The organism is Ignicoccus sp. (assembly GCF_056435145.1).
This window is the reverse complement of sequence record NZ_JBWNMZ010000003.1, coordinates 1-24,871: the sequence shown is the minus strand read 5'-3', so window position 1 is coordinate 24,871 and position 24,871 is coordinate 1. Positions and strand designations below refer to the sequence as shown.

General features: G+C 54.2%; 34 protein-coding genes, 3 tRNA genes and 1 pseudogene. 17 read left to right on the top strand and 21 right to left on the bottom strand.

Annotation, left to right across the window (positions count from 1 at the left end):
• Positions 1 to 61: 61 nt before the first annotated feature.
• Positions 62 to 634: a hypothetical protein gene (locus tag AC1HCZ_RS01210; protein ID WP_479461721.1), complete on the top strand. Its 573-nt coding sequence runs from the start codon at positions 62 to 64 to the stop codon at positions 632 to 634.
• A complete protein-coding gene (mcm, locus tag AC1HCZ_RS01205; RefSeq protein ID WP_479461720.1) occupies positions 627 to 2,696 on the top strand; it encodes a minichromosome maintenance protein MCM in 2,070 nt (689 codons plus the stop codon). The genes AC1HCZ_RS01210 and mcm overlap by 8 nt, the downstream gene beginning before the upstream one ends.
• On the opposite strand, the gene AC1HCZ_RS01200 is transcribed toward mcm, so the two are convergent.
• Positions 2,691 to 2,915 (bottom strand): hypothetical protein, encoded by a 225-nt coding sequence (locus tag AC1HCZ_RS01200; RefSeq protein ID WP_479461719.1) that lies wholly within the window; start codon positions 2,913 to 2,915, stop codon positions 2,691 to 2,693. The genes mcm and AC1HCZ_RS01200 overlap by 6 nt on opposite strands.
• Positions 2,899 to 4,173, bottom strand: coding sequence for an ORC1-type DNA replication protein (locus tag AC1HCZ_RS01195; RefSeq protein WP_479461718.1), 1,275 nt, complete (start codon positions 4,171 to 4,173; stop codon positions 2,899 to 2,901). Before AC1HCZ_RS01195 ends, AC1HCZ_RS01200 begins: the two co-directional genes overlap by 17 nt.
• A gap of 122 nt (positions 4,174 to 4,295) precedes the next feature.
• Between AC1HCZ_RS01195 and AC1HCZ_RS01190 the strand changes: the two genes are divergently transcribed.
• Positions 4,296 to 4,373, top strand: a tRNA-Glu gene (locus AC1HCZ_RS01190).
• A 398-nt stretch (positions 4,374 to 4,771) separates the two neighbouring features.
• Here the strand turns inward: AC1HCZ_RS01190 and AC1HCZ_RS01185 are convergent.
• The 8 genes from AC1HCZ_RS01185 to aroA form a co-directional block, all read right to left on the bottom strand.
• Positions 4,772 to 4,960, bottom strand: a complete 189-nt coding sequence (locus tag AC1HCZ_RS01185; protein ID WP_479461717.1) for a P-II family nitrogen regulator — start codon at positions 4,958 to 4,960, stop codon at positions 4,772 to 4,774.
• Between the two features lie 132 nt (positions 4,961 to 5,092).
• Positions 5,093 to 5,290: a hypothetical protein gene (locus AC1HCZ_RS01180; RefSeq protein ID WP_479461716.1), complete on the bottom strand. Its 198-nt coding sequence runs from the start codon at positions 5,288 to 5,290 to the stop codon at positions 5,093 to 5,095.
• A gap of 45 nt (positions 5,291 to 5,335) precedes the next feature.
• The gene (locus AC1HCZ_RS01175) at positions 5,336 to 5,536 is read right to left on the bottom strand and encodes a hypothetical protein (RefSeq protein WP_479461715.1); all 201 of its coding nucleotides are present in this window, start codon (positions 5,534 to 5,536) and stop codon (positions 5,336 to 5,338) included.
• Positions 5,537 to 5,693: 157 nt separating this feature from the next.
• Positions 5,694 to 5,810, bottom strand: a complete 117-nt coding sequence (locus tag AC1HCZ_RS01170) for a hypothetical protein (RefSeq protein WP_479461755.1) — start codon at positions 5,808 to 5,810, stop codon at positions 5,694 to 5,696.
• A gap of 264 nt (positions 5,811 to 6,074) precedes the next feature.
• Positions 6,075 to 6,148: transfer RNA gene (locus AC1HCZ_RS01165), tRNA-Arg, on the bottom strand.
• A gap of 65 nt (positions 6,149 to 6,213) precedes the next feature.
• Positions 6,214 to 6,807, bottom strand: coding sequence for a hypothetical protein (locus AC1HCZ_RS01160; protein WP_479461714.1), 594 nt, complete (start codon positions 6,805 to 6,807; stop codon positions 6,214 to 6,216).
• A complete protein-coding gene (locus AC1HCZ_RS01155; RefSeq protein WP_479461713.1) occupies positions 6,804 to 7,256 on the bottom strand; it encodes a hypothetical protein in 453 nt (150 codons plus the stop codon). Before AC1HCZ_RS01155 ends, AC1HCZ_RS01160 begins: the two co-directional genes overlap by 4 nt.
• A complete protein-coding gene (gene aroA / locus AC1HCZ_RS01150; RefSeq protein ID WP_479461712.1) occupies positions 7,237 to 8,568 on the bottom strand; it encodes a 3-phosphoshikimate 1-carboxyvinyltransferase in 1,332 nt (443 codons plus the stop codon). The genes AC1HCZ_RS01155 and aroA overlap by 20 nt, the downstream gene beginning before the upstream one ends.
• Between aroA and AC1HCZ_RS01145 the strand changes: the two genes are divergently transcribed.
• Positions 8,518 to 10,674 (top strand): DEAD/DEAH box helicase, encoded by a 2,157-nt coding sequence (locus AC1HCZ_RS01145; protein WP_479461711.1) that lies wholly within the window; start codon positions 8,518 to 8,520, stop codon positions 10,672 to 10,674. The two genes, aroA and AC1HCZ_RS01145, sit on opposite strands and share 51 nt — an antisense overlap.
• On the opposite strand, the gene AC1HCZ_RS01140 is transcribed toward AC1HCZ_RS01145, so the two are convergent.
• The 5 genes from AC1HCZ_RS01140 to AC1HCZ_RS01120 form a co-directional block, all read right to left on the bottom strand.
• On the bottom strand, positions 10,655 to 11,179 hold the full coding sequence (locus AC1HCZ_RS01140; protein ID WP_479461710.1) for a hypothetical protein: 525 nt from the start codon (positions 11,177 to 11,179) through the stop codon (positions 10,655 to 10,657). The two genes, AC1HCZ_RS01145 and AC1HCZ_RS01140, sit on opposite strands and share 20 nt — an antisense overlap.
• Entirely contained in the window at positions 11,136 to 11,660 is a 525-nt protein-coding gene (locus AC1HCZ_RS01135; protein WP_479461709.1) for a DUF6884 domain-containing protein, read from the bottom strand. The genes AC1HCZ_RS01140 and AC1HCZ_RS01135 overlap by 44 nt, the downstream gene beginning before the upstream one ends.
• Positions 11,618 to 12,364 (bottom strand): phosphoglycolate phosphatase, encoded by a 747-nt coding sequence (locus tag AC1HCZ_RS01130; protein ID WP_479461708.1) that lies wholly within the window; start codon positions 12,362 to 12,364, stop codon positions 11,618 to 11,620. The genes AC1HCZ_RS01135 and AC1HCZ_RS01130 overlap by 43 nt, the downstream gene beginning before the upstream one ends.
• Positions 12,346 to 12,939, bottom strand: a complete 594-nt coding sequence (locus tag AC1HCZ_RS01125) for a hypothetical protein (RefSeq protein WP_479461707.1) — start codon at positions 12,937 to 12,939, stop codon at positions 12,346 to 12,348. Before AC1HCZ_RS01125 ends, AC1HCZ_RS01130 begins: the two co-directional genes overlap by 19 nt.
• 82 nt (positions 12,940 to 13,021) lie before the next feature.
• The gene (locus AC1HCZ_RS01120) at positions 13,022 to 13,192 is read right to left on the bottom strand and encodes a TFIIB-type zinc ribbon-containing protein (RefSeq protein WP_479461706.1); all 171 of its coding nucleotides are present in this window, start codon (positions 13,190 to 13,192) and stop codon (positions 13,022 to 13,024) included.
• A 71-nt stretch (positions 13,193 to 13,263) separates the two neighbouring features.
• On the opposite strand from AC1HCZ_RS01120, the gene yciH reads away from it, so the two are divergent.
• From yciH to AC1HCZ_RS01075, 9 genes are all read left to right on the top strand, one after another.
• Positions 13,264 to 13,578 (top strand): stress response translation initiation inhibitor YciH, encoded by a 315-nt coding sequence (gene yciH / locus AC1HCZ_RS01115; protein ID WP_479461705.1) that lies wholly within the window; start codon positions 13,264 to 13,266, stop codon positions 13,576 to 13,578.
• 73 nt (positions 13,579 to 13,651) lie between these two features.
• On the top strand, positions 13,652 to 14,212 hold the full coding sequence (locus AC1HCZ_RS01110) for a 50S ribosomal protein L6 (protein ID WP_479461704.1): 561 nt from the start codon (positions 13,652 to 13,654) through the stop codon (positions 14,210 to 14,212).
• Positions 14,212 to 14,658 (top strand): 50S ribosomal protein L32e, encoded by a 447-nt coding sequence (locus AC1HCZ_RS01105; protein ID WP_479461703.1) that lies wholly within the window; start codon positions 14,212 to 14,214, stop codon positions 14,656 to 14,658. Before AC1HCZ_RS01110 ends, AC1HCZ_RS01105 begins: the two co-directional genes overlap by 1 nt.
• On the top strand, positions 14,655 to 15,107 hold the full coding sequence (locus AC1HCZ_RS01100; RefSeq protein ID WP_479461702.1) for a 50S ribosomal protein L19e: 453 nt from the start codon (positions 14,655 to 14,657) through the stop codon (positions 15,105 to 15,107). The genes AC1HCZ_RS01105 and AC1HCZ_RS01100 overlap by 4 nt, the downstream gene beginning before the upstream one ends.
• Before the next feature lies 1 nt (position 15,108).
• Complete coding sequence (locus tag AC1HCZ_RS01095) at positions 15,109 to 15,723, top strand: 50S ribosomal protein L18 (RefSeq protein WP_479461701.1); 615 nt, start codon at positions 15,109 to 15,111, stop codon at positions 15,721 to 15,723.
• 6 nt (positions 15,724 to 15,729) lie between these two features.
• A complete protein-coding gene (locus AC1HCZ_RS01090; protein WP_479461700.1) occupies positions 15,730 to 16,365 on the top strand; it encodes a 30S ribosomal protein S5 in 636 nt (211 codons plus the stop codon).
• A gap of 13 nt (positions 16,366 to 16,378) precedes the next feature.
• Positions 16,379 to 16,858 (top strand): 50S ribosomal protein L30, encoded by a 480-nt coding sequence (locus AC1HCZ_RS01085; protein ID WP_479461699.1) that lies wholly within the window; start codon positions 16,379 to 16,381, stop codon positions 16,856 to 16,858.
• A 49-nt stretch (positions 16,859 to 16,907) separates the two neighbouring features.
• On the top strand, positions 16,908 to 17,357 hold the full coding sequence (locus AC1HCZ_RS01080) for an uL15m family ribosomal protein (RefSeq protein WP_479461698.1): 450 nt from the start codon (positions 16,908 to 16,910) through the stop codon (positions 17,355 to 17,357).
• The gene (locus tag AC1HCZ_RS01075; protein WP_479461697.1) at positions 17,320 to 17,850 is read left to right on the top strand and encodes a phosphatase PAP2 family protein; all 531 of its coding nucleotides are present in this window, start codon (positions 17,320 to 17,322) and stop codon (positions 17,848 to 17,850) included. The genes AC1HCZ_RS01080 and AC1HCZ_RS01075 overlap by 38 nt, the downstream gene beginning before the upstream one ends.
• A gap of 46 nt (positions 17,851 to 17,896) precedes the next feature.
• On the opposite strand, the gene AC1HCZ_RS01070 is transcribed toward AC1HCZ_RS01075, so the two are convergent.
• Together AC1HCZ_RS01070 and AC1HCZ_RS01065 are read right to left on the bottom strand one after the other, a co-directional pair.
• Positions 17,897 to 17,993, bottom strand: a tRNA-Arg gene (locus AC1HCZ_RS01070).
• Positions 17,984 to 18,472, bottom strand: a complete 489-nt coding sequence (locus tag AC1HCZ_RS01065; protein WP_479461754.1) for a UPF0179 family protein — start codon at positions 18,470 to 18,472, stop codon at positions 17,984 to 17,986. The genes AC1HCZ_RS01070 and AC1HCZ_RS01065 overlap by 10 nt, the downstream gene beginning before the upstream one ends.
• 65 nt (positions 18,473 to 18,537) lie before the next feature.
• Here AC1HCZ_RS01065 and AC1HCZ_RS01060 point away from each other — a divergent pair, with 65 nt between their 5' ends.
• From AC1HCZ_RS01060 to AC1HCZ_RS01050, 3 genes are all read left to right on the top strand, one after another.
• Positions 18,538 to 19,401 (top strand): hypothetical protein, encoded by an 864-nt coding sequence (locus AC1HCZ_RS01060; RefSeq protein ID WP_479461696.1) that lies wholly within the window; start codon positions 18,538 to 18,540, stop codon positions 19,399 to 19,401.
• A 65-nt stretch (positions 19,402 to 19,466) separates the two neighbouring features.
• A complete protein-coding gene (locus AC1HCZ_RS01055; RefSeq protein WP_479461753.1) occupies positions 19,467 to 20,129 on the top strand; it encodes an ABC transporter ATP-binding protein in 663 nt (220 codons plus the stop codon).
• Complete coding sequence (locus AC1HCZ_RS01050) at positions 20,117 to 22,426, top strand: FtsX-like permease family protein (RefSeq protein ID WP_479461695.1); 2,310 nt, start codon at positions 20,117 to 20,119, stop codon at positions 22,424 to 22,426. Before AC1HCZ_RS01055 ends, AC1HCZ_RS01050 begins: the two co-directional genes overlap by 13 nt.
• 6 nt (positions 22,427 to 22,432) lie before the next feature.
• Here AC1HCZ_RS01050 and AC1HCZ_RS01045 read toward each other — a convergent pair whose 3' ends face one another.
• The 4 genes from AC1HCZ_RS01045 to AC1HCZ_RS01030 all read right to left on the bottom strand — a co-directional run bounded on the left by AC1HCZ_RS01045 (position 22,433) and on the right by AC1HCZ_RS01030 (position 24,337).
• A complete protein-coding gene (locus tag AC1HCZ_RS01045) occupies positions 22,433 to 22,624 on the bottom strand; it encodes a hypothetical protein (protein ID WP_479461694.1) in 192 nt (63 codons plus the stop codon).
• Between the two features lie 14 nt (positions 22,625 to 22,638).
• The gene (locus AC1HCZ_RS01040) at positions 22,639 to 23,058 is read right to left on the bottom strand and encodes a translation initiation factor IF-2 subunit beta (protein ID WP_479461752.1); all 420 of its coding nucleotides are present in this window, start codon (positions 23,056 to 23,058) and stop codon (positions 22,639 to 22,641) included.
• A 49-nt stretch (positions 23,059 to 23,107) separates the two neighbouring features.
• Positions 23,108 to 23,950: a transketolase gene (locus AC1HCZ_RS01035; protein WP_479461693.1), complete on the bottom strand. Its 843-nt coding sequence runs from the start codon at positions 23,948 to 23,950 to the stop codon at positions 23,108 to 23,110.
• Between the two features lie 153 nt (positions 23,951 to 24,103).
• Positions 24,104 to 24,337: a hypothetical protein gene (locus AC1HCZ_RS01030; RefSeq protein WP_479461692.1), complete on the bottom strand. Its 234-nt coding sequence runs from the start codon at positions 24,335 to 24,337 to the stop codon at positions 24,104 to 24,106.
• Between the two features lie 122 nt (positions 24,338 to 24,459).
• Between AC1HCZ_RS01030 and AC1HCZ_RS01025 the strand changes: the two are divergent.
• Positions 24,460 to 24,871 (top strand): annotated as a pseudogene (locus AC1HCZ_RS01025) (class I SAM-dependent rRNA methyltransferase); the annotation flags it as partial.

Here is a 24,871-nt window from a genome sequence, read left to right as displayed (position 1 = left end):
TTTGCGATATCTTCCGCCGCTTGATTAGAGGCACGCGGCAACTACGCCCTCACGGGGGCAAATGAAGCTCGCAGTAGCCCTTCGTCTGGAACGGAACCTTTACTTGGAAGAGAGGGTCAAAGTAATTCTGTTGAAGGAAGTGAGCGACTTGTTCGACGGCGAGGTCTTCTTAAAGTTAGGTAAGGGTATGGAAGTAGAGTTGCCCAGGTGGCTGGCAAAGAGGTTAGTGGACATGAATTACGCCAAATACGTAAAAGAGAAAGGAGTTGATGAGACGCTGAAGGAAGTTGCTAAGTTCCGGTTCCTCGAGTCTAAGAAGGACGACCCGTTGCCTACACACCTCCCTCCCGACTTCTTCAAGAGGGTTAAGGAGGTTGTCGACAAGTACAAGACTCCAGTCTTTGAGGGGAGGGACGTAGAAGAACTAGCCCAGAAGCTGTTGAAGGTAACTAGGATCAAGGCACAGTTAGAGGAACTAATAGATTTAAGGCTAATGAAGATAATTTCAAAGATAGTAAATGAAGGAGAGGTTCCAGTGAGCTTGAGGGAGAGGTTAACGCCGGAGGAACAAGTTATTGCCGACGAGCTAGAGGGTGACATATCTCAATGGAAGAAGGTGATACTAGGTGAGTGAGGTAGGCCTCGTCGAGGAGAGGCTACCGGCGGAGGAACGTTTCAGGGAGTTCTTAGAATCCTATGAAGTTAACGGAAGGGTGAAGTACAAGGACAAGATAAGGAACGCTGTCGCGGAGAGGAAGGCTAGCATAGTCGTTGACTTCACTGACATAATAGAGTTCGACCAAGAGCTGGCGGAAGAAATAGTCGAAAACCCGTTAGAAACGCTAGACAAGCTGGATCAAGTGGTAACTGAAATAGCCAGTGCCTTTGCAAACAAAAAGTACCCAATGAGAGTTCGCTTCACTAACTTACCAGAGAAAGTGAGGCTCAGAGACCTCAGAGAGAGGTACGTTGGTAAGCTCGTCGCTTTCGATGGGATAGTTACGAAGGCAACTAACGTGAAGGGTAAGCCGAAGAAGCTGTACTTCCGGTGCGAGGCTTGTGGGGCTGTCTTCCCGGTAGAGCAGAGGGGCAAGTACTACCAAGCTCCGACCGTCTGTCCCAACCCGGAGTGTCCGAAGAAGACTGGCCCCTTCACGCTTCTTGAAAACCATCCTAAGAACGAGTACGTGGACTGGCAGTTGCTAGTCGTGCAAGAGAAGCCGGAAGAACTACCCCCTGGTCAGATGCCCAGGAGCATTGAGGTAATAGTAGAGGGGAAGGACTTGGTTGACGTGGCCCGCCCCGGGGACAGGGTGACCGTGATAGGCGTCTTGGAGGCAGTACCTAACAGAGTCCCCAAGAGAGGGTCCATGGTGGTTTTCGACTTCAAGATGATAGCTAACAACATCGAAGTCTCGCAGAAGGTTCTGGAGGACGTCCACTTGAGTCCCGAAGACGTAGAAAGGATAAAGGAACTCTCCAAGGACCCTTGGATACACAAGAGCATAATATTAAGCATAGCTCCGGCGATATACGGCCACTGGGACATAAAGGAGGCCATCGCTTTCGCCCTCTTCGGCGGCGTCCCTAAGGAACTCGAGGACGGGACCAGGATAAGGGGGGACATTCACGTCCTGATAATAGGAGACCCGGGCACGGCCAAGTCACAACTCTTACAATACGCGGCCAGGATAGCGCCGAGGAGCGTTTACACTACCGGCAAGGGGAGCACGGCGGCCGGCCTCACGGCAGCTGTCGTTAGGGACAACATAACTGGCGAGTATTACCTAGAGGCCGGAGCCCTAGTGCTCGCGGACGGAGGCGTGGCCGTTATAGACGAGATAGACAAGATGAGGGACGAGGACAGGTCGGCCATTCACGAAGCTATGGAGCAGCAGACCGTTTCGATAGCCAAGGCAGGAATCGTAGCAAAGTTGAACGCTCGCTGCGCAGTTCTCGCGGCCGGCAACCCCCGCTACGGCCGTTACGTCCCCGAGAGGTCTGTCGCCGAGAACATCAACCTCCCTCCGAGCATACTCTCCAGGTTCGACTTAATATTCGTATTGAGAGACATTCCCGACCCGAAGAAGGATAGGAGGTTAGTGAGGTATATATTGAACGTCCACAAGGAAGCGGACAAAATAGTCCCAGAGATAGCGGCCGACTTGTTAAAGAAATACATAGCCTACGCGCGGAAGAGTGTGAAACCCAAGCTCTCCGAGTCGGCAGCGAGAATAATTGAGAACTTCTTTGTGGACCTGAGGAAGACTGCTGCGGAGAACCCCGAGATGGGCGTGCCCATAACTGCGAGGCAGCTAGAGGCTTTGGTTAGGATGAGCGAGGCCCACGCTAAGATGGCTCTCCGAAACGTGGTGGAGGAGGCGGACGCGATAGAGGCCGTCCGCATGATGCTCGCCTTCTTGAGTACTGCGGGAGTCGATGTGGAGACGGGTAAGATAGACATAGACACAATATACGTGGGAGTCTCTAAGAGCAACCGTCAGAAGAGGCTGATACTGAAGGATATAATTAAGGAAAAGTACAGAGAGAAGGGAACGTGTGTCCACTTGAAGGAAGTGGTCAGAGAGGCTAGGAAGAGGGGCCTAAACGAAGAAGAGATAGAGGAAATATTGGCTCAGATGGTCAACCACGGCGAGATATATGAGCCCAAGACCGCTTGCTACTCACCGCTATAGCTCTATTTCTTCTTTGAGGTAATAGGTTCTAACTCCACAACACACTTCCACTCCGACGAGTCCCTTGCCTACCAAGAACTCTAGGTAGGCTTTGAGCCTCTGTCTGTTCGTCCCCAGCTCGCGGCTCAGAGCGCTGAGCGTCATGGGGCCTTTGTCCTTTAACACTATAAGCGCCTTTAACATGGTAGGTTTATTCAGTATGTCATAAGAGAGGCGCAACGTTGTACCCCCTCTTCTTCAGTATCTCGAGAACTCTCTTCCTCATAGCGTCTGGGGGATACCTCACGCTTATTATTGAGGACCTCCCCTTGGAGTTCTTTACCCTATCCACAACCCTATCCACGACGCCCTTCTTCTCCATGTCCCTTACGTATTGATAAACTTGGGTATGTCTCCTGGGCTCGACGCCTACTACTTCGCAAACCTCTTGATACTCCTCTTCTATTCTCCCTATGGGCACACCTTCGGGGTTTAGCTTCAATAGGTTCAACAGCGAGAGGAGGAGCAAGAGCTGGTGGTCGTTTAGGTCCTCCAGTACGTCATTTATCCTTATCAGATCTCCTCCCCGTTCGCTCAATATGCCCCAGGCCGTTCTGACGTCCTCAAGGGTTATTTGGTTCCTTCCGTACTCCTCTGCGTTCCTCGCCGCGTAGTACAACATTTCTATGGCGAAGCGCGCGCTGCCGGAGTCCGGGAGCGTGGGGTTCTCGTCGTAGCCTATCATCCTTGATATCTCCCACAGCACGTCTTCGTCGTACGAGCCTTCGTACAGCGCCAGCTTCGCCCTATCCTCCACTATGTCGAAGAGCTGAGAGCTGGTGTAGGGGTTGTAGTGTATGTGGCGGCTCTTTAAATTGAGTTTCGCTTTTTGGTCGTGTAAGTACCTCTCCATGGTGTTGAAGTCCCTCACTATGAAGACTACGTGAATCCTTTTCTTCTGGTACTCGGAGTCCTCATACATCCGAACGAAGAAGTTGGTTAAGCTCTCCCCCTGCCTCTGAAGGGCGACGTGGAAGTCGTCAAGCACTAAGAGCATGTAGCGGTCCTTCCTCTCCAATTTTTTCATAATTAAGTCGAGCTGTTCCTTAGGTGACAGCCCTCTAGCCGGCTGGGGAACTCTCAATACGCTGTTGAGTACCGTCGCCAAGATGGAATTTAACGTGGTATTCTTAAAACAGTTCACATGGGCCAGTATCGTTTCCTTTCCATGCTTTTCTTTGAGGTGTTTGGAGAGTCCGTACTTGTAGAAATAAATTACCGAGTGGGTCTTGCCAACTCCTTGCTTCCCGGATATCACGGCGAAGTTGTAGGTCTCCCCGGGTTCCTTAACTAAGGACATGAAGAGGTACGCCAACTTCTTGAGCTCCTCCTCCCTGTTGGGCATCTTGGGAGGAACTGTATCTGGGTGCAAGTACTCTTCGTTCTTTATGACCCTGTGACCCCCGGAGTATATTTCGTCGAAGAGCTCGCTGCTCAAGTCGCTTCCCCCTTAGTTGTCTCCCGAAAGTTTTTACACTAACACTGTATACACAAAACTTTCGCTCTCGCAAATGATGTAAAATTTTTAAAGGAGAGTCCCCCTCCGAGGACCCGGAGGGCGCCGCCGTAGTATAGTCCGGCCAAGTATGCGGGCCTCTCAAGCCCGTGACCCGGGTTCAAATCCCGGCGGCGGCACCACTTCCAGATTACATCCAATATCTGGGTCAAATTCACAAGCTAGTGATGGTATCGAAAGCAAGGAGAGATCTTGAAGACTGTTGAAGCCGCGTAGGGACACTGCGTTTACCCCTTCACCTTCCAACGCTTCCATTATTCCGGACAACACCCCTTGGCCCCTTCGAAACGCTCCTTAGGCGACCCTGAGAGAAGTTATTACAAACGGACCCACAGCAAGCGATGACACATATTTCGATAGAGGTTCTTCCGGAGAGCTTTCAATCCCCCACACTCCTCTATGAGTTTTTGTGACGTGATGCTAGCTAGCCCTAAGAAGAAGGGCTTGTGAGAAAAGCGAGGGGTCGCTCCGAGGTTCGAACCCTTGTGACAACACCACCTTAAATCCCTCGTACAAAAACTTAACCTCGACCCCCGTCACATTTCTCGTAATGGTCCCTTATCTTGGTATTCTTCTCTACTGGCAAGACCACTATTCGCCCGTCGCCCGGGTGCCCGGTGTAGGTCCCTTTGGCTGTCGCCTTCACTGTCAGTTCTATCTGCAGCTTGGGGATGAACTCTACCGTCACCGGTACGCCTCTGTAATTCAAAGCGATCCCTCTCTGAGTCTCCTTCCCTTCATTCAACTATGGTCATTGGGTATATCCCGACTTTCTCGAGTTCTGCCCTTACGTCCTCTAACTTTTCTATGCAATTATTAACTTGGTCATCTTAATCACCTCTTAGATGTTGTAAGCTTCCTCCCCTAACTCTGTCACGTCCAGCCCTATCCTCTCTACTTCCTCTGGCGCCCTCCACCCTATGACCTTGCCTATTACGGTTGCTAGCACGTATGTGATTGCTACGGAGTACGCCACGCACACGACGACGCTAAACGCTTGAACGTCCAGCTGGTAAACTTTACGGCGTTGTAGGCCCACGACAAGCCTCCAGCGGCGGCCGGCAGGGCGCTCACGAGCAGCGCGTTAGCAGCGTCTTGGTTGGCGGCCAGCGCGCTCCCCGCATTGAAAGCCCAACCACCCGAACCACGGCGCTCCCCAGACCCAGTGGGCCATCACACTGTAAACCAACAGAGTCCACAAGAAGCTAAAGGCCGCCCAAGCCTCTACCCTGCCCCGCTCGGCCACAGCAGAAGCGATTATTGCTACAGCAATGGAGGCGAACATTCCTCAGAAGGCCGCGAAGAGGGCGGCGGGGAGGCCGGTGTCGGGCCCAGACCTTCGGGAGCGCATTGGGTAGCAGGGCGAAGTAGCGGAGAGGGTTTACCCACTAGGCCGTAGAAGTCTCCTCCAAACGCGAGGATTAACCCGAAGAGCTCCCAGGCTACGAACCCCTTGAGAAGGCGATGAGTACGTGTAGCATGGTAGAGAGCACGTTCTTGTTCTTGACGAGGCCTCCGTAGAACGCCGCCAAGCCGCTGACGATCATGAACAAAACCATTGACGTCACACCCAACACCTAAACGACGTCGCCCGAGTTCACGCTGGCCACCAATCATCAACCGGAGAGGCTTTGACTAAACAGAATTATTATGATGTTTCCCCGGATATTTTTGAACGTTGTTTTGCATCAATGGCCATTTTAATGAACACTGTTTACAGATTGCACGCTAAGATTGCTCGAACGGATGCGAAGTCTGGACAAAAGGAACGACCCATTCCGTGCTAGAGAACGCGAAGGAGAGGCCGCGTTTGGGCGACGTTGCGGCCCCGCCGGGACTTGAACCCGGGACCACGGGCTCCGGAGGCCCGCGCTCTTCCTGGCTGAGCTACGGGGCCCCTGAGCTCAGCCCCCTCGGGCTAGGTTTTTGAGATTGACGTGCTAGAGGCAGAGCCGCCGGGGCTCAGAAGTGGAGGAACGTCGACGTCAACAAGAACGCGGTTGTGGTGCCCAACCCCGCGACCGCGTAGCCTTCCAAGATCTCTTCTAACGTGTGCGCCCTAAGCCTCAGTCTGGACCAAGCTATGGCAACTGTTATTACAACCAGCGCGAGCCCAACCCCCCTCCCGAAGGCCCAGCCCAGCACGGCAGTGCTGGTAACAGCCGTGGCGACGTGAATGGACACCTTTACTACCCTGGAGCAAGCGGCGGCGACCAAGCTGGTTAACGCGTAGGCTAGGGTTTCAGTTGCCACGTATTTGGCCCCCAAGACGAACAGCAAGTAAGAGCCGAGGACTCCCCCTATTCCGGAGAGCACTAATATAGAGGTCCTCTTCTTGAATTCGTTTACGTTCCAATCGAACAACCCCATCTTAACTCCCCTGAAGTGTTTAAGGAACGGCAGCAGCGCGAGCGACAGCAGCGCGAGTATCCCATATATCAAGTTTCCATCCTTGAACCACGAGGTTAATATGAGTACAAGGCTGAAATCGTAGGGATTGAAAACATAGGATATTATATCTGCCAGTATCAAGTCCGCAGGCTTCTTCTTGTTCAAAGTTCTTCACCTAGGTGTTCCTCAACTACCTTGTCCAGTGCGACAACCCTTCCGAACGTCCCGTAGATCTTCTTGCCGAGGTCCTCCGCCTCCTCTCTCTGGGACTCTTCCGAAATTAGTATCAAGTACTCGTCGGTATCATCAATTCCTATTACAACTTTGCCCCTCACGTTGGCCACCCACAGCCCGGGCGCAAGGCCTCTGACGCCTTTAACTTCCTCCACGTAATGGTCCGAGGTATAGCGTTTCACGTTCTTTGAAGAGCCTACCAATGTAGCCTTGCTGTTCCGGAGTATCTCGTCTATCACCTTCTTGTTCTTCGGCTTTCTAGTTAGGATAACGAAGTCGATGTCTATCAAGTCCTCTGGTATCTCCGAAGGGTCCACCACCGCGTAGACGTTTTCTCCCCTTATACTCAAGTAACCTCTTTTAGCGGCGACCTTCCACATAGACCTTCACCCCCAGTGCGTTCAACACGTTCCAGAACCCGGGCCAACTCTTATTGACGCACTCCGCGGACTCTATAATGGCCCCCGCTGAGGCGCCCAGGACGGCCGCTAGCATCGCTATTCTGTGGTCGTCTGGACACTTAAGCCTACAAGGCTTCAACAACTCTGACCCCAGTATCCTTATGCTCGGGCCGTCAACGCGCGCGTTTACGCCGAAGCACTTAAGCGTTCGAATGATAGTCTCTATTCTGTTAGACTCCTTATATACCAAGTGAGAGAGGCCCGCTAAGACGCTCTCTCCCTTACTAACTGCGCTTACCGCAGCCAACGGGAGGGCCAGGTCCGGCTCGTCCCTCAAGTTCACCCTGGTCCCTTTGGGCCTCGCGCTGCCATCGACGTACAAGTAACCGCCGGCGTACCTAGCCTCGACCCCGAACTTCCTTAAGTAGTCCACGAGCCTGTGGTCGCCAGGCCCGCTCTCCGGAGGGGGCAAGGGGCCGACCCTAACCTCGCCGCCGCTCACAACAGCCAACGCGGCTGGGAAGGCGGCGAGCGCGTAGTCGCCCGGCACCTCCAGCTCCACTGGGCTCAGCTCCGAGGGTTCCACCTCGCAGCGGGAGTACTTCGGGTCGCACTCTACCTTGGCTCCGAAGAATCTCATGACTTTTTCTGTTAATGCAATGTAGCCCCTAGAGACCGGGTTCTTAACAGTTATCTTGGCCCCCTTCTCGCTCTTGGTTGAGGCTATTAGAGCTGCGGTCACGTGCTGGCTCGTGACGCTGCCGTCAACCTCAGCCTCCCCGCCCGGGAGGCCCCCAAAGCTCACGACGGGGAGGAAGCCCCCTCTCACGCTGACCACCTTTGCCCCCAAGGCATTCATAACATCTACTACGGGAACCATGGGCCTCTTGCGGAGGCTGGCGTCGCCAGTTATTACAACCCCAAAGTCCTCAGGGACCAACGTCCCCACGGCTATAGCTATCCTTGCCCCGGTACCGGATCCCCTCATGTTAACGACGTCCTCGGGGACCTTGACCTCTCCTCCCTTGACGACGAGCTCCTCTCCTCTCCTTTCCACTTCCGCCCCGAACGCCTTGACGGCTTCCACAGAAGCCGTCACGTCGTCGGACTCCGGCACCCTCTTAAATGAGCTCTTACCCTTTGCCAAGAGGGCCAAGAACGTCGCTCGTTGGGCCCAGCTCTTACTCGGCGGAGCCCTCACGGATCCGCCGGGCGTCGACGGTTCGACCCTCACCCTCAAGTGCCTCTTGCCCTCATAAGGGCCGTCCGTAAGTGTCGGAGTATTCAGCATTACTTTAACGCCCAGGGCGCAGATGGGGAGGGAGCGAGGTTAGGGATAAGGGAGTGGCTGGAGGGTAGGGGCATAAGGCGGCTGTTCCCAGTTCAAGAGCTCGCGCTCCAGAAGGGTTTGACAGAATTCAAGAACTTGCTGATCTCTGCCCCCACGGGTTCTGGTAAGACCCTCGTCGCCGAAATAGCAATAAAGAACGCTGTTGACAATGGGTACAAGGCTGTTTACCTTACCCCGCTGAGGAGCTTGGCTTTCGAAAAGTATACATCCTTGAAAAGGGTCTTCAAGGACTTGAAGATTGCTTTGAGTGTGGGCGACTATCACGCGCCAGAGGTAGGGGAGGCCGATGTCCTGGTGGCTACTTACGAGAGGATGGATTCTTTGTTGAGGCACAACTCACCTTGGCTGAAGAAGGTAGGGACCGTAGTAGTGGACGAGGTCCACTACGTAGGGGACGAAGAGAGGGGGCCTACGTTGGAGGTGGTCGTGACCAGGTTAAAGCTTATGGGAAAGCAGATAGTCGCGCTCTCAGCCACTGTGGGTAACCCGGAGGACTTGGCGTCTTGGTTGGACGCAGAGCTGGTCTACCACGACTGGAGGCCGGTGAAGTTAGAGGAAGGAGTTATGGATCCGTCTACTTATGAAATATTGTTTGAGGATAGGATAGAGGAAGTAGAGGAAATCTTGGGCGACCCGGGTTTGGACGCGGCCCTCCGTTACATGAAGGAGGGCCAAGTGCTTTATTTCGCAAGTACGAGGAAGAGGGCCGAGAGCGCTGCCAAGAAGATATCGAAAATCTTGAAACCCAATAAAGTAACCAAGGAATGGGCTGAAAGGGTCAAGATAGAAGTAGAGGGGGAGCTCGGCGAGGCCTTAGCGAAGGTAGTAGAAAGGGGGGTAGCGTTCCATCATGCAGGCCTCACTAACGAGGCCCGACTGCTCGTTGAGGAAGCCTTCCGCTCGGGCGCGATCAAGTTCGTCGCCGCCACGCCCACGCTCGCCGCCGGCGTTAACTTGCCTGCCAGAGCCGTAGTGATTGAGAGGTACACGAGGTATAGTGAGGAGGGCGAAGTGCCCATCTCCATCTCCGAGTACAAACAGATGGCTGGAAGGGCCGGCAGACCCGGTTTGGACCCGATAGGTACCTCGGTGCTGGTGGCCAGGCCCAAGGCTCCCCCGGAAGAAGTGTATGAGAGGTACGTCATGGGCGAGCCGGAGGAAGTGCGGAGCGCCCTGACCAGTGCCCGGGCCTTGAGGAGGTCCCTACTCGGACTGATAGCATCCAAGGCAGTTAACAGCGAAGACGAGCTGGTGGAGTTCATAGAAGAAACGCTCTTCGGAGTTACGGAGGGGGCGGCGGGTGCGATAGAAGACGCCAAGAGATCGCTCGAGTTCTTAAGGAGAACTGGGTTGGTAGAGGGGGTTAAGGCAACCCCATTGGGCACGATAGTAGCAAAGCAGTACGTAGATCCTCTCGGAACGAAGGTGGTCTTAGAGGCGTTAAAGCGTCGTAAGGGCAAGACCACCGCCTTAGGGTACTTGCACTTGGTGGCCGTTACTCCGGACATGCCCAAGAGGGGATTGAGGAGCGCCGAGGTCAGGGAGCTCTGGAGGGTGGCTGAGGAGAGGTTCGATGAGTTGCTGATCAAAGACGACGAGTACGTGAGTAGTTCGAACTTCTTGAGCTCCCTAAAGGTGGCCCTAGCCTTGGAAAGTTGGGTGAAGGAAGAACCGGAAGACGTGATAGCAAAGAAGTACGGCTTCTACCCGGGAGACCTCAGAGTCCTGAGCGACACGGCCGCGTGGCTCGTCCACGCTTACTCCGAGATAACCAAGTTCGTAGGCCTGCAGAGCCACTCCGAGGCCTTGGCTGCACTCGAGCTCCGCTTAAAGTACGGCGTATCGGAGGAACTCGTAGAATTAGTTCAGATACCCTACATAGGTAGGGTCAGGGCCAGAGCGCTGTGGAACGCGGGAATAAGGTCGAAGGAAGAGTTCGTCGAGAGGGCCGACGTGGCTGCGAAAGCTGTTGGCAGAGGGGTCGTCAAGAGGGCTTTAGAAGCAATGGGCTTAAGCTACGGGTTAGTTAAGTGGACCAAGCCTTGATGGGCTCGGAAGTAATCCAAGAGAACTTCTCGGAGCCTTCCACCGGGAGCTTCAGTAACTCCACGTAACCGAAGGCGCTCAACGCCACGGCCTCCATTAAACTCATCATGACTAGCTCGTTGGGCTCCGCTATGACCCCTCCCACGTCCAACCTCTTCTTAACTATCACAAAAACCCGACCCTTCTCGTCAGCCACCACCTCGTCCAAGGAACTGGCAAAGTCCGTTATTAGCTCCAGTATTAGCTTTAAGAATGGCTCGTCCGCAGAGGTCTCGGGGACCTCACCAGTCTTTAACATTTTGTATATCCTCAGTTTTATCAAATCTTTAAAGGTCTCCTTGTAATCTCTGAGCCTTTCGTCGCACGCCTCCCTGTTGGTTGACTCAGAGCAGTTCATGGCGAACCTCCTGAACTCGGCCACGGCCTCTTCCCATTCGGTAGATGCAATTGAAATTAAGCTCTCAGTCGAGAGTTCCCTCCTCAATAAGTCGAATAACGTCCTCAAGGCTCGTCGCCCTCCCTAAGGCCTTCAGAACCGAGTTGCGCCGGCCTATAGTCTTGGGTACCAGCTTTAGGACCCTCTCTGCCTCAACTACGTCAGCCTTCCCTATTACCAACGCGTAGCGTGCCTCTACTCGACAGGGGAGGAGCCTTGAGTAGGGCTCACTCAAGTTGATCACGGCCACCTCCCAAGGCCCTCGGAGCTCCTCACACCTCCCCTTCACCCTCTCTTTCAGCTTCGCCTCCTCCTCGGGGCTTAAGTTCCCGAGGTAGAGGTCGTAAGGTTCCACGTGGGCGTCGCACTCTATTAAGCCGTACTTGGCACTCAATACGAAACACCGCGCGCTCAACCTTTCAGACAAGATAAACAAGTTTCTTATAGGCCCTACATATACTTCGGATGCCCTCCCGGAGGCAGTCCTCTTCCTCTTCGTGCAGTAGGTCAAGACGAGCGCTTTGTCTCTAGAATCTTTCTTGCTATCCACGCGAAGCCCTTGCCGGCGGGCTCTGGGGCCACTATGTCGGCTTCCCTCTTGAGGGCCTCCTGCGCGTCGGCCACGGCTACTCCAACACCAGCCATCTTTATCATTTCTATATCGTTCTCAGCGTCGCCGACCGCCAGCACTTCGTCCATGGTATAGCCCATCTTTTCTACTACCTTCTTGATGCCTTTGCCCTTGCCGCAATCCTTCGGCATTATGTGGACGGCGTGTCTGCTGACCAGGACCGTCAGTCCTTGTCTCAAGTAGCCCAACTCTTCTAATATTTTATAGGCATTCTTGGCGTCTTCTTCCGAAGTCGCCCCTTCGGGGGCGTTAATTGCGAAGTCACACTTCCTCCAAGGGTTCTGCCAAGAGGGCCTCCACCCCTTGACGGAAAGAACCTTCAAGAGCGTGTCTGAAGCCTCTCTGGCTACTAAGCAAGAGGACTTGTCGGGGACGGTTTCTTCCCACGTAAAGTCCCCGTAGCCGCAGCCGTTCTCGAACACTACCGGAGCGCTGGTCCCTAAGTACCTCTTCAAGGTAAGCGTGACCGGCCTGCTGTTACCGGACACTAAGATTACTTTCAACCCATACCTTTCTAATTCCCTCAAGGCCTTTATTGCGTCTACGTCGAGCAGGAACGAGATGCCCTCCGTCAGTGTCCCGTCTACGTCAGCCGCGATCACCTTTATTTTCGACAAGTCCACCTCTTAACCACCTCAAGCGCTTGGGGTAAGAGGGCGTGTAAAGATAACGCTCGGGACTTTACGAGGCCCCACTCCCCCTTGGCACTGTAAATCAACAAGTAAGAGCTCCCGTTTATGGGCGCCACGCTGAGGACCTCTCCCTCCTTTCGGGCCACCAGACCTGAGATCGACATGGTCCCTATTCGCTCGAGCTCTATCTGGCCGAAGCTGCAGAGCCCCTCCGCGACCGCACTCGCAGAGAGCTCGGCAGCCGTTATGCAGTCCTCCCCACAGCCCCCGGCGGCTAAGAGGCCTACAGCTTCGGCCACCTTAAGGAATGGTCTATCCAAGTCGCCAAATAGGGTGAGTGACTTGCCGTCGTTGCTCGCGTACAGTTTGTAAGAAACTTGATCGTCTATCACTCTGGCTCCTATCAAGCCTGGCTCGGGCGAGAGGATCTCGAAGCCCGTTTCAGTTGGGAGCACTTTGGCTGTCCAGAATCCCTTCCTTACCATTTCTCCAACCACTTTCGTCAAATCTACCGCATCTCTCGTAAGTATGGTTAATTTCATGCTCCCCTTCACGCCATCGGGCACCGGGAGGGCCGCGACAAGGCTCTTAGAAAGTCACTCGCGGGCTACATTCATCACGACTCAGAGTTCGAGGACCCGATCATCCTCATATTGCTTTAAAGTACGTCCTGCCGCTAGTACGTATCTTGTACAGTATTTTACCGCCGCAGCGGGGACAGCGGACCCCCATCATCAGTTTCTCCAACTCTTCCTTCCTGGCTACGTATCCGCACGAGGCACATTTATATAACACGTCTTTGACCGGTGGGACACCCACCTTAACCCCCTGGTACGCCTTGAGTAACTCTTTATAAACTAAAGTTTAAGGCTACTCCCGATGGGCTGAGCATGGGGACGCTGGACCCCTCGGTTTGCGGAGGACTCCCTCCGGAGGTCTGTGAACAGTTAATGATGGATCAGCAAGAACTGATAAAGATAAAGCTAGAGAAGAGAAAGTGGGGAAGAGAGGTAACAATAATCGAGGGCCTCAGCTTGGACAATGAGAGGTTAAAGAAGGTAGCTAAGGAGCTCAAGAGCAAACTGGCTACTGGAGGGACCGTGAAGAACGGCAGGATAGAGCTCCAAGGCGACCACAGAGACAGGGTAAAGAAGCTCCTCGAGGAAATGGGGTACCCTCCCGAAAACATAGTTATTGTCGGTTAGAGGCACTTTTTAAAGGTCGAGATATGGAGAACCCCTTATATCCCCACACCACCGCTCCCCGGGGTCGCGTAGAATGGCAAAGGCCGTCTGGGTACACGCGTCCGTAGACGTGCCAGAGGGCGTCGAAGTAGAAGTCAAGGACAACAAAGTCAAGATAAGGGGACCCAAGGGCGAACTAGAGAGAGACTTCTCCGACGCTAAGGGAATAAGGATAAGAGTTATTGAGAACGAGGGGAAGAGACAAGTCCTCGTGGAGACCTTCTTCGCCAACCGAAAGAGGAAGGCCCTCGTGAATACCGTGGCTGCTCACATAAAGAACATGATAACCGGCGTCACCAAGGGCTGGCGGTACAAAATGAAAATAGTGTTCTCTCACTTCCCCATAAGCGTTAAGGTCGTAGGAGACAGAGTTGAGATACACAACTTCATCGGCGAGAAGGCTCCCAGGACCGCCAAGATCCTCCCCGGCGTTACCGTCAAGGTCCAAGGCAGAGACGTTATAATCGAAGGAATCGACATAGAGAAGGTGTCACAGACCGCGGCCAACATAGAACAAGCCACTAAAATAACCGAGTTCGACCGCAGAGTATTCATGGACGGCATCTATATATACGCGAAGGAGGTGATGTCATAATGTCCAATGAGATCAAGGAAATACTCAACAAAAGGGCTCAAGCGTTAAAGGAGATAAGGAAGAAAAGGAAACTCATGAAAAAGGCGGTAGAGCTCAGGAACGACCTGCCGGAGTTCATAAGGTACCACTGGTGGAGGTACTTCAGGCTAGAGAGGGGCTACAAGTGGAGGAAGCCTAAAGGTAACGACAACAAGTCCCGGTTGCAGCTCAAGGGCTACCCTCCAATAGTTAAGGTGGGGTACCGCACGCCCAAGGAAGTGAGGGGCCTACACCCCAGCGGACTGGAACCTATTATAGTACACAACGTGAAGGAGCTAGAACAAATAGATAAGAACAAACACATAGTTTACATAGCGTCTTCAGTAGGGAAGAAGAAGAGAGCCGAAATAATTAGGAGGGCTCAAGAACTGGGCGTCCGCGTGGCCAACGGGGGTGTAGAGGCGTGAGGCCCGACAAAGTCGCCAGGCTGGCAGCGGAGATCCTCGGCGTAGGGGAGAGCCGGATCTGGGTCGACCCTACCAGACTCGCCGACGTCTCGGAGGCGGTCTCTAAGGACGACGTGAGACGCCTAATAGAAGAAGGCGCGATCAAGGTAGAGCCGAAGAGGGGCGTCAGTAGGGCAAGGTGGAAGGTCCGTCACGAACAGAGGAAGAAGGGCAGGAGGAGGGGGTACGGGAAAAGGAAAGGTAAGGCCAGTGCCCGCCAAGACCCCAAGGAGGCTTGGATGAACAAGATAAGGAAGATAAGGAGGTTCTTAAAGTACTTGCGGGACCACGAGGTAATAGACAGGAGGACCTACAGAGAGCTCTACATGAAGGCTAAGGGCGGAATGTTTGATAGCTTAAACAACTTAAAGACTTACTTGAGGGAGAGGTACGGTATAGAGGTGAAGTGAGTTGGCGAGGGGACCAAGATATAAAGTTCCCAAGAGAAGGAGGAGGGAAGGCAAGACCAACTATTACAAACGCTACACTATGGCATTATCGAGAAACCCAAGGTTTGTCGTGAGGAAGACTAACAAGTACGTGTGGGTACAAGTGATTGAGTTCGCTCCCGAGGGCGACAAGGTGATAGCAGCAGCCCACTCCAAGGAGCTTGAAAAGAAGTACGGTTGGAAGGGTTATGGCAATTCTATGCCCGCCGTTTACCTAACCGGCATGCTGGCGGCCCTCCGGGCCAAGAAGGCCGGCGTCCAATACGCGGTCCCGGACATAGGTCTGCACAAACCGTCAAAGGGCGCTAGGGTGTTCGCCGCAATAAAGGCGGCAAACGACGTGGGGTTGGAAGTCCCAGTGGGAGACGTGGTCCCCGACGAGAGCAGGATAAAGGGCGAACACATAGCCTCCTACGCCGAGGCGTTGAAGAACGAGAGCCCGGAGGAGTACCAGAGGAGGTTTTCCAAGCTATTGGAGAAGGGCTTTAGGCCCGAGGACTACCCGAAGCACTTCGAAGAAGTGAAGGCAAAGATACTCGAAGACTATAAGCTGGAGCTGAGCGCCTCTACGGGGTGACGCGAAGTGGCGGTAGCCGTCTCCGCGGAGGAGTGGGTGCCCAGAACCAGAGTCGGAAAGATGGTAAAGGAGGGCAAAATAACTAGCATATACGAGCTCTTCGAGAAGAATTTACCAATATTGGAGCCGGAAATAGTCGATTACTTAGTACCGGGTTTGAAACACGAAGTGCTCGACGTCAGCTTGGTTCAGAAAGTGACCGACGCGGGGAGGGTCACGAGGCTGAGGGTATTGGTCGTGATAGGCAACGAGGACGGACTGGTAGGCCTTGGTATGGGCAAGGCGAAACAGATGAGGTTCGCAATACAGAAGGCTCTAGCGAGCGCCAAGCTCAACATAACTCCGGTTAGGAGAGGTTGCGGCAGCTGGGAGTGCACTTGCGGGGAGCCGCACAGCGTGCCCTTCACTGTAAGGGGTAAGAGCGGCAGCGTGGAGGTCATCCTCAAGCCCGCCCCCAGAGGCACCGGGCTGGTAGCCGGCGACGTGGCCAAGGCCGTTCTGAGGTACGCCGGCATCAAGGACGTCTGGACCCACACCGAGGGAGAGACTAGGACCACTCACAACTTCGCTAAAGCAACCTTCAACGCCTTGAAGCAGACTTACAAGTTCCTAGCCCCGTGGGATTGGGTACAACAACAATGAGGGGTGGGGGAGTATGAGCAAAAAACTGTACTTAATAATCAGGATAAAGGGAGAGCCCGACGCCAACCCGGACGTGAGGAAGACCTTGGAGAACTTGAGGCTACTGAGGAGGTACGCGGCCGTAGTATACCCAGCCGACTTGCCCGGTCTCGAGGGCATGCTGAGGAAGGCCCAAGCGTGGATAACTTGGGGCGAGGTGAGGAAGGAGGTTCTGGCAAAGCTTTTAGAGGCCAGAGGAAGGGCCCCGGGAGACAAGAAGCTGACTCAAGAGTACATAAAGGAAAAGTTCGGAGTAGAAAGCTTCGAAGAGCTCGCTGAAAAGATAGTCAACGGTGAGGTGGTCTTCCACAAACAGAACGCGATCAAGCCCTTCTTCAGGCTGCATCCTCCAAGAGGGGGCTTCAAGAAAAGTATCAAGAAGCCCTACCGCTCCGGAGGAGAGGCCGGTTACCGCGGGGATGCCATAAACGAGTTGGTTTTGAGGATGCTCTGACCACAAAGTCCTAAAAGCATCTGAGTCCCGTCGCTAGGGGTGTCAGAGTTTGGTAGTCAGGCGCAAGAAGAAGAGTAGAAAGTTGAGGGGAAGAACCAGGACGATGGGTTGGGGGAGAATAGGCCAACACCGCAGGAGCGGCGCCCGCGGAGGCTTCGGCCGTGCCGGCATGCACAAGCACTTCTGGACGTGGGTAACGGCTAAGAGTCCGGGATACTTCGGCAAATACGGCTTCCACTTGCCTCCGGAGGACAGAGTCGAAATAAGGGAAATTAACGTCGGGGAACTGGACGAAATGGCTAGGAAGTTAAATACTAACATACTGGACTTGGCAGCCATGGGCTACAACAAGCTGCTCGGTTTCGGAAAGGTCAAGGGGAGTTACACGGTAATAGTGGCTTCCGCGAGTAAGAAAGCCCTTCAAAAGGTCAAAGCGGCCGGAGGGAAAGTGGTAACCCCGGATGGCGAAGAGCTGGAAGCCGAAGAGGCTACTGCTTAGCTCTTCCTTGTTAGTGTTGATAGCTCCCTTTTCGACCGCCCTCCCGTGCCTCAAGCTGCCCGGTTTAGACCGTTTGGCCTTTTGGATTAGCGAAAGCATGAGCATATTTCCGTTCATCCTCTTCACCTTATTGCTAGCCTACACTAGAAAGGATTACAAAGTGGTGTTGGAAGGACTCGCCCTGAACGTTTTCGTGCTCTTCCTCAAGTTCTCGTTCTACACCCCCCGGCCGGGCTCCGGCCACTCGACTCCGGGCTACCCCTCCGGCCACGCAGCAAGGGCCTTCTGGCTGGCCTTCGAGATCGAGGGGCGGTTGAGGTATGCCTTGCTGGCGTACGCAACCCTGGTGGCTTGGTCACGGGTCCAGCTCTGCGCTCATTACCCGCTCGACGTCGTCGGAGGGGCGCTCAGCGCGCTCGCGTTCCGGGACCTTTGGGGCGTCGTGACGGAGGCCGGGGGACTCCGGAGGCGGATCGAGGTGTTGAGACGTTAGGGGGCGCGTCTTTAGTGGGATTTGAAGTAGGAGCCCGGCGAGGCCGTGGCGGCCCCGCGGGTATTTGAACCCCGGACCACCGGCTTTCCCAACCCCGCACGGGATAGGAGGCCGGCGCTCTGTCCTGGCTGAGCTACGGGGCCAGTCCCCGCTTCCTGTGACGGTCTCTCCCTTTTTTAACATTTCTCATGGATCTTTTCCTGACCTCAACTGGAACGCCTATTACTCTCACAAGCGACAAGCCCAAAGGACAGCGAACTTCCTCTAGAACTTCCCTTATCTTCACCTTCACCCTGCCTCCCCGCTGGGCCGTACAGTCCCGCCAGTGAGGACACTTCTTGTTGGCACAGCTGGATGGGGTGTACTCAACCGTGGCCCCCTCTATAGCTAACCTCTTCGGCAAGATCAAAGGGATCCCCACTTCTTCTACCTCCCCCATAACCACCTTACCGTGTACCTTACACTCGTGCTCTACCAGCCCTACCTTACCTTTCACTTCGTAAATCCACCCCCGTTTGTACTCCTCGCACCTCTCCTTGAGCATACAGCCCTCACAGAGAGGCAAGGTCCCCACGGCCACAAAGCGGTCTCCCGGCTTGAACTCCTTGGGTACCGGTAACACCTTCTTCAACGCCGTTCCCCTCACTTTATGTTCGCCAGAACATAAATGGCGTTCGGGCAACGGCTGTGAGCAAGAAAATAGTATTGAGAGTAAGTGACGACTTCTACGAGGAGCTGGAGAGGAGGGCCAAGGAGGAGGGCTACGCTCTGGTTACGGATTACGTCCTCGAGGTCCTTTCTAGAGAGCTCGAAAGGTCTCCCTTCAACCCCCGAGCCCTCGAGGCTAGGCTGGAGAGGCTCGAGAGGGGCGAACTGCCCGCGAAGATGCAAGAAGCGATATGGAAGTTGATCGAAGAGGCTTTGGAAAACAAGCTCTCGGCGGTCGCGGTAGAGGGGCTCAGCTTAGACGAGAAGCAACTGCTCAACAAGCTGGTAGACGAGGCGGTAAAGAAGATAGAGAGGAAAGTAGTGGATATGATAAATCCGTGGAGCCAGAAGGTGGACTCGCTCTCCCGCCAGCTCGGGGAGCTGTTGGAGAGGCTTGAGGAGCTGGAAGGGAAGCAAAGCGCCCAACAACAAGAGCACGAGGAGGCTCGCAGAGAGCCGTTAGTCGCTGCAGAGAGGACCTATGATAAGAAGAAGAGGCGCTCGGCTATGGATATATTGAGAGAGAGAAAGGTGAATTTCGAAGAGGACATGGCCTTCGCCCGGAACGTGGACAAATTAATCGAAAAGTTGAAGAGGAGCGGTGCCTTGGTCATAGAGACGACCAAGCATGGCCGCGTAGTGGTGCACCCGGAGGCTTGGGAAGAGTTCTGGCAGAGGCTCTCGGAGGCCGGGAGTTCCGAGGAAGAGGTAATGGACGCCCTTAACGACGAGAGGTTGTTCAAGTTGTTCGAGGCCTTGAGAGAGGACGGATTAATTTACTACGACGTTTCGCGCGGCTGGACGGCCTCGCCGGACTTGAGGAAGAGCGTCCAAGAAGAGTGAGTGAGGAAACGACACTTCTTTTAGGCCAGCGGGCCAAGCGGGAGCGGTCCGAAGGCTTGTGGTGTGTGACGGCTAGGGGGCTCTGGAAGGGCTACCGTGTCGGCCCGCAGAGGGTAGAGGTGCTCAGAGGGGTCGACCTCAATGTTGGCTTTGGGGAAGTGGTGGCTGTAGTGGGCCCCTCAGGCTCGGGGAAGAGCACGCTCCTTCACTTGCTCTCTACCGTAGATTATCCCGACCGGGGCTCGATTTATCACTTAGGCAAGAAGATACTCAAGAGCGAGGAGTGGAGGGCCAAGTGGAGGCGGCACAACGTAGGCGTCGTCTTTCAGAACTTGCAGTTGATACCGACTTTAACGGTCCTCGAAAACGTCATACTACCTATGGAGCTGGTTGGGACGCCTCCGCACAAGGCCAAGCTCAGAGCTAAGATGTTGTTAGAGAGGGTGGGACTGGGCGACAAGTTCGAGCGCTACCCCACCGAGCTCTCCGGCGGGGAGCAGCAGAGGGCAGCAGTAGCTAGGGCCTTGGCCAACGGACCTAGGATACTGGTGGCGGACGAGCCCGCCTCAAATTTGGATAGAGAGAATAGGAGGTTGATAGCTAATATAATTAGAGAGTTCGCCGACTCTGAGGGTTGCGCGATCGTTAGCACTCACGAGGAGGAGATAGTCTCGGTCGCTGACGTCGTCTGTGTCCTCGAGGGGGGTAGGTTGAATTGCCAGCGCTGAAGGTAGGAATTAAGACGGCTAAGAAGAAGATAGTAGAATCCTTAGTTATATCGTTAATGGTCGCGTTCTCTCTGAGTATGTACGTAACATCCCAAGTCTTGAGGGACACGCTCTCTCCGTTGTTCTTGAATTACCTGAAGATGAGCTACGGAGACGTAATAGTATTAGGTTACATACCTTACTACATCGATGAAATTATGAGGAACATTAGCTGGGTAAAGGACTTTGCGGGGTACACGGTAGTCCCTTCTTACGGAGAGTGTTGCAATTCAACCGTCCCCCTACTGCTGGGTTACACAAAGGCCGCGTACAAGAACGACACCTTGCTCGGGGGCTTCAAGGCCCCCAAGCTGCGCCGCGGAGAGGCGGTCTTGCTGAAGGGAAGTACCGAATTCATCCGACCTGGGGCGGTGTTGAAGGTTTACCCAGTTGTATCCTTGAATCCGGTAAAACCCTTCGTAGAAAAGGTAGTGGGCTACGCAGAGGGCAGCTTGCCCTTGCCGGCGGGCCCAGTGCTCTTCCTGAACGAGGAAGACGGCGAAAGGCTCAAGAAAGAGTTCGGGGGTTACACAGTGTACAGCGTAGTGACCGAGGATCCAGAGGGGGCAAAGAAGGTCGACGAGATAATGAGGAAAGTCGGCGGTTTTGTTGCGCTTACCTTCGATACCAAGAAGGACTTGTTGTTCTATCCGGGGGAGGACGTGATTTTGGAGAGTTCGAACGTATTGGAGTCTATGTCGGAACTGTCCTGGACGGTCGTTACTACAGTACTGATCATCATAAGCGTAATTTACGTCGAAAGGAACGTTAGAGAAATAGCAACTTTGAGGTCGATTGGGGCCTCGTGGAAGGATATGACAATGTACTTAGGCGGCCTGTGGGGCTCAAGGGTCGCGCTCGGTTCTGTCCTTGCGTTGTTCTTAGGGACGCTAATAGCTATGAGCTCAATAAACGCCGCCTTGTCTCACCCTCGGCTGCAGCCCCTCAAGGCGTTCGTTACCCTTACCTTAAGTCCCAGAACGATCTTAACGGTATTTGCCATGTCACTCCTAACAACTATGCTAACTGTCTTGACGTCCCTAATAACGGTGGGTAGGATGGACCTAATAGAGGCGTTAAGGTTCTACGGCTTGAAGGTCAGACTAAGCACAGAGAGCTCCTTGCCGTTCCGGGTCATGATAGCCGTCTCAGAGAGCAAGGCGGTCACTTGGAGGTTCTTCGCCGCAGTGGTTCTAGTGTCGTTAGTCTTAAGTCTAATTACTATACCAATCTTGATCAAAGAGGGCTTAGCAAAGGTAGAAGTCCCCAAATACTACGACGCGTCCGTGACTCTCCTAAAGATACCCAAGATAAGCCCTCCTGTAGAAGACGTCCTCTTACAGATCAAGGGTTTGAAGGGCTATGACTCATTGAGCGTATGGGTGGAGACCCTCTACGGTTCTATAAACTTCAAAATAAAGGTGGTAAAAGGGAGCGAGGAAATCCCCGTTTACGGGAAAGCGTGCGTCCAAGCGCTCAAGGGAAGCTGCTGGGACTTCGCCCCCCGCTTGGTGGCCGGCAAGTATCCCGGCGAGGGAGAGGTGGCCGTAAGTGACTTGCTAGCACACGAGATGGGGCTTAAAGTAGGGGACGTGGTCACTTTGGACATAGAAAGTGAAGGGTTCAAGGAGTCCTTAGAGGCCCGGGTCAGCGGGATATTCTCCTACCCCATCTTCCCACCAACCGTAATACTGCCAAAGAGTTACCTTCCCAAGAAGGAGTTCAAAGTCATGGTACTCTACGCCTCCGGCCCTCAGGAGCTAGAGTTGGCTAAGGAGCTCCACACGGCATTAGTCTCCAACGCCTACGCGGCTGTGTCCCTAACTTGGGAAGACTTTAAGAAGGAGCTCCGGAACAACTTGAAGCAAGTAGCCCTTTCCGCCTCGTTGACTACTCTGATGGGAACGTTCATAATGGTGCTGGCCTTGGCTACCTTCAGCTTTAGCGACGTAGTATTGAAAAGCAAGTTCCTAGCGCTGTTGAAGTCTTTGGGGCTGACCAGCGGGGAGTACTTGTGGGTTTCCTTGACGAAGTGGGGACTCGTGGCAGCGGCAGCCCTCTTCCCGTCGGCTTTCGTGGAGAGGCTCGTGAGCGGGCTCGTGCTAGAGAGGCTGTCGAGGGTGTACCTAATTCCTTATGTGGCGGACTGGAAGCTCGAAGTCGTGCTGCTCTTGGCCTCAGTGGTCGGCTCAGCGCTTCTAGCCGTCCAGTGGTACAAGAAAGTTAAGGTGGTTGATGAAATAAAGGCAGAGTGGTAGGACTCCTCAGTCGAGGTGTTCTACAGCCTTGACTTCATAACCCCCTTCACTTCTCTTCATCAACAAAAGCGCGTCGTCCAGCCTGTAGCCGCAAGCCTTGCACCGGTAGAAGTAAAGGATCTTCACCGTCCCGTCCGACGACACGCTCTTCTCCATGTTGAGTTCCATCGGGGACTTGCAGCGGGGGCAGTACTTCATGGCGACCCTCCACCTCATAACGGAGGCACGGGGGTCTCGGCGCCACAGACGTGGCACCTGAGAATCCACACCTTCCTGTCCAACCTTATCAGTTCGGTGTCGGGTCCGCCGCAAGTGGGACAGATGACGTACTGCTCCACGAACTTTTGCAGCAACCTATCTATTATCTGAGGAGAGAACCTCCCGGTTAATACCATCTCCCCGCTCTCGCCTATCTGTACTGGCACCGCCAGCTCTTTTGCGAACCACTTGGTCACTATCTTAGGTTCTCTTCTCAGTACGTCACATATCTGCTTGAAGTTCTGCACTATGGTCTTGTCACCAACTATCAACACTTTCGGCTTAGGCACTTGGAACCTCTCCTTGTACTCCACCCTGCTGGGGAGCATGTTGTAGGCCCTTTCCAATAGTTTCTCGTAAGGCCACTCCCTTATTGGAAAGGCTGCACACCCCGAAGGGGGGAAGGTTGTGATGCTATAAAGTTCAGCTCATCCTCTGAAGGAGTTTGTGTGCCTCGGAGGGCTCTATCCTCTGTTGCTTAGTTCCCTCTATACTCGGCACTCCTTTCCCGCGCACGGTCTTCGCCAGCACTACAGTGGGTCTGCCCTTTACCTTCTTTGCCTCTTCTAAGGCCTCCAACAGTCTCGCCACGTCGTGGCCGTCGTCTACCACTATGACGTGCCAACCGAAGGCCTTCCACTTCCCAATCAAATCTCCTTTATTCTTTACCTTGGAGGTCTCTCCGTCGAGCTGGAAGCCGTTCCAGTCCACCACAGCGGTCAAGTTGTCTAGCGAGTGTGTGGCCGCGGTCGAAGCAGCTTCCCAGACTTCGCCCTCGTCGAGTTCCCCGTCTCCTAGGACTACGTAAACCCTCCTCTCGCTGCCCAACATCTTCAAGCCCTTAGCTACTCCGGTGGCGAAGCTGAAGCCTTGAGCTAAACTGCCCGTGGGGGCGTCTACGCAAGCTAAAGTGTCGTCCGGGTGGCCTTGAAGGGGGCTGGAGATGTCCCTTATCGTCTTAACCCAGTGAGGGGGTATGAGCTCCAAGGCGGCAAGAAGAGCGTAGAACGCGGGCACAGCGTGGCCCTTACTGAGTATCAACCAGTCGTGTTCGACGGGCCTCTCGTCGCACTTCCTCGGTTCCATAGCCCCCAGCCAGATGGTAGCCAATATCTCCACTACGGACATGCTGGAGCCCAAGTGAACGGTCCTCTCTACACTGGCCATTTCAATTATATACTTCCTCATTAGCCTAGCGACATCTTCTATTTCTTTTACCTTTTTTGACATTAATTTTTCCAGCTCCAGCTCGCTGGCTTCCCTCAACGGTGGGAACCCAGTGGGACAGGGAGAAGGAGGTTATATCGTTTGTTAGGCCTCAAAGTCTTGTCAAGCGGAAGGACTCGCCTTCGACGGGCCCGAGCCGAGGGCGGGTTGAGGTTGTGGGTTCAAAAATAAAAAAAGGTGGAGATCTGGTAGTTACGCGCTGACGGTTAGATCGGTGAGGCTCTGAGCGGCAGGGTCTGCCTTCACACTAGCGCTGAGGCCGGGTAGCGCCCCAGCAACCTTCGCGAGGTTGGGGGGCAGCGCGCCGGCCGCAGCAGCTACCCTCAGCACGAGGCCCAGCGCGCCCATTGCTAGGACGAGCGCAGCCAACGCCAGTACGAGGGTGTAGCCGACGCCGCCCAGAGCCAACAACCTACTCCTCTTCATCTCCTATGCCCCCTCTCGCTTCCACACTAGAGATGACCGGCTAATAAAGCTTGTTAAGTCAATAATACCGATGGTTTCGTTTTTGAAAGGCTCTGAGCAAGCCCTCTCGTAGGTCTGAAAAGATGAGGATTAGAGTAGTGGGGGAAGGCCTGAAACTTTTGGAAAGGGGAGAGATGATAATTTACAAGAGGTGGCTCAAGGGCGCGCCGGCAGCCGTCGGGACGCTGGTCACGTTGAACGACGGGGACGAAGACTTAGCTTGCGGCCTCGTAGACAAAATAGGCGTGAGGGTAATTTCATTCGAGCCATGTCCGGCCAGGACGGAGGACGCGTTCAAAGATGTCATAGAAAGGGCCTTCGAGGCGAAGTCCTTGCTCCGCTACGAGGCCTACCGCTTGATTAACGGGGACGGCGACTCGTTCCCCGGCCTAATAGTAGACGTCTACAAGGACTTGGCCGTCCTCCAGTCCTCCTCCCTCGCTGTAGACAAACACATAATGACGATAGCAAGGATAGTGAAGGAGGTGACCGGCG